General features: G+C 70.4%; 3 protein-coding genes. 1 reads left to right on the top strand and 2 read right to left on the bottom strand.

Annotated elements, in window-relative coordinates; translation table 11 throughout:
• Positions 1-160 (bottom strand): DUF5781 family protein (locus AN233_RS18150; protein WP_245626083.1); only part of this gene is annotated, 160 nt, incomplete at its 3' end.
• Between the two features lie 44 nt (positions 161-204).
• Positions 205-1890, bottom strand: a complete 1686-nt coding sequence (locus AN233_RS14100; RefSeq protein WP_058367407.1) for a molybdopterin-dependent oxidoreductase — start codon at positions 1888-1890, stop codon at positions 205-207.
• Positions 1891-2034: 144 nt separating this feature from the next.
• Between AN233_RS14100 and AN233_RS14095 the strand changes: the two genes are divergently transcribed.
• A partial coding sequence (locus AN233_RS14095) for a GTP-binding protein (protein ID WP_125920046.1) occupies positions 2035-2813 on the top strand: 779 nt, incomplete at its 3' end.

Raw genomic sequence — 2813 nt, 5'->3', positions numbered from 1 at the left:
GCACGTGGTGGTCCGGGTAGTGGCCGGCCCACGTCCGTTCGTCGGGGTCCTCGCGCACCCGGACGTGGACCGGGTCCGACAGCGAGAACTCCGTCTCGAACAGGTCGGCCGCGCTCAGGAAGGGGTCCGGGGGCACGTCCCCCTGCACGCGCATGTCCATGCGTATCGTTGACACGGGAGGGGCGAATAAGTCTCTTGCGTCGATCACTCCCGGACCGCGTACACCTCCCGGGAGACCCAGCCGGTCGCGCCGCGCGGGAACGCTGACGACTCCTCGGCGGGCTGGACGGTCCCGTCTGCCTCCACGACCCGGGCGGTCACCTCGTGCTCGCTCGGGTCGACGTACTCGTGGCGCCACATCCGCCACGCGTCGTCGGCGGGGTCCGAGGCGGGGGCGCCGTCCGCGGGCGTCGCTCCGGGGAGCGGTTCGGACAGCGTCGCGTCGGTCCACGTTTCGCCGCCGTCGGTCGACACCTCGACGCGGTCGATGCCCCGCGTGCCCGCGTAGGCGTGCCCGCCGACGATCACGCGGCCAGCCTCTCCGGAACTGTCGCCGCTCTCCGCGCTCCCGTCCGTCGCGTCTCCCCGCCGCGTCACGGTGTGGATCTTCGCGACCGTCTCCACCGGGCCGCTCCCGTGCCAGCCGCGCTCCTCCCAGTAGCCCGTCGCCGGCTCGTCGCGCACCTCGATGTCGGTCACCCACTTGACGTTGATCTCGCCCCAGTGCCCCGGGATCAGGACCCTGACGGGTGCGCCGTGAGCCTGCGGGAGCGGCTTACCGTTCATCCCCCACGCGAGGAAGCCGCGCTCCAGCGCCGCACGCGGGAAGGCGTGGTAGTAGCCGTCGGCGGCCGCCAGCCGCACGCAGCACTCCTCACCCGCGCCGGCCTCGTCGAGGATCGGCGCGAGGGGCGTCCCGGTCCAGAGCGCGGTGTCTATCTTGTACCCGTTCAACCCGTCGCCGACACACCGAAGCGTGACGAACCGGTGCTCGGTCGGCCGGCCGGTGACGCTCGCGTAGTCGAGCGAGAGGGAGTCGTCGACCGCGCCTCGGACCGAGAGCGACCACTCCTCGGGAGCTATCTCGGGGTCCTCGGTCAGGTTGATGTCCACCTTGTAGAACCCTCGCGAGACGAGGGGGTCGACCGCGTCGAAGTCGAAGCTCCGCCGCTCGGCGCGGTCCAGAAGCGCCAGCACGAGCGGATCGTCGACGCCGTTTCGCGGGTCGTTCGGCGACCGGTCGGCGGGCGCGAAGTCGTCGCGTCGGGACGCCGCCAGCCCGCTTGCGGCGAGCGCGCCCGCGAGAACGCCCGCGGCCCGGAGGAGCGGTCGGCGCTCGGAGCCGGTTTTCCCAAGCAGTCGGTCCGCCTCGGAGTTCTCAGACCCTTCGTCGTCCGCATGAAGTAGCCGACCGCGACCGATGTCCGCGCTCCGTCCCGCGGCGGTGGTCGACGCGGCCGCGATCCCGGCACCGGCTCCGGAGCCGATCGATCCGGTGACCAGCGCGACGAGCACGCTCGCGAGGAGTCCGACGGCGAGGCCGGCGACCGCGAGGCCAATTCTGGACCCGGTCCGCCCGCTCCGTCGCCACGCGCGGTCGACCGCGGTCGTCGTGAAAAGCGCCGCGGCGGCCAGTCCCACGGCGGCCAGCGCCGTCGCGCCGGCGAGCAGCAGCGGCTGCGCGGCGTTCCCGAGCGTCGTGATTCCGTAGGCGAAGACGACGTTGGGAAGCACGCCGAGGAGTCCGTCCGCGACCGCCGTGCCCACGAACGCGCCGGACAGCCCCGCGGCGACGAACGAGCCGGCGACCGCGGACGCGCCGGTACAGGCCGCGATGAGGGCGGCACGGGCAAGCCCGATGGTGCGACCCGGCGACCTTGTTCCGTGCATGCACGTACCACGGAGTCGGGCGGGATGTATCCGTCGCCGTGCGAGCGATACTCACGATACGTCCCGCGAGGTGCGCGAATCCGGGCGAATCGCCGACAACGAAACACTACCCTTTTGACCCCGCTAACGGTAGTGGAACGCATAATGGGCCGACGAAAGAAGATCGTGCAGGAATGTGAACGGCTGATGGACAATCCGGAGCACATCCGGAACATCGCCATCGCCGCTCACGTCGACCACGGCAAGACGACGCTCTCGGACAACCTGCTGGCGGGCGCCGGCATGATCTCCGAGGACACCGCGGGCGAACAGCTCGCGATGGACACGAAGGAGGACGAGCAGGAGCGTGGGATCACCATCGACGCGGCGAACGTCTCGATGACCCACGAGTACGAGGACACCAACCACCTCATCAACCTGATCGACACCCCCGGTCACGTCGACTTCGGCGGCGACGTCACCCGCGCGATGCGCGCGGTCGACGGCGCGCTGGTGGTCGTCGACGCCGTCGAGGGCGCCATGCCCCAGACGGAGACGGTCCTCCGGCAGGCGCTCCGTGAGGGCGTCAAGCCGACCCTGTTCATCAACAAGGTGGACCGCCTCATCTCCGAGCTCCAGGAGGGGCCCCAGGAGATGCAGGAGCGCCTGCTCGCGGTCATCAGCGACGTGAACGAGCTGATCCGCGGCATGGCCGAGAACATGGACGACATCCCGACCGACTGGACGGTCTCCGTCGAGGACGGCACCGTCGGCTTCGGGTCCGCCCTCTACAAGTGGGGCGTCTCCATGCCGTCGATGCAGCGCACCGGGATGGACTTCGGCGACATCATCGACCTCGAACAGGCCGACAAGCGCGACGAACTCCACGAGCGGACGCCGCTCTCGGACGTCGTGCTCGACATGGTCTGTGAGCACTTCCCGAA

This window comes from Haloparvum sedimenti (assembly GCF_001462205.1).
Lineage (GTDB): Archaea > Halobacteriota > Halobacteria > Halobacteriales > Haloferacaceae > Haloparvum > Haloparvum sedimenti.
The sequence above is the reverse complement of the archived record's forward strand: the minus strand, read 5'-3'. Positions and strand labels throughout refer to the sequence as shown.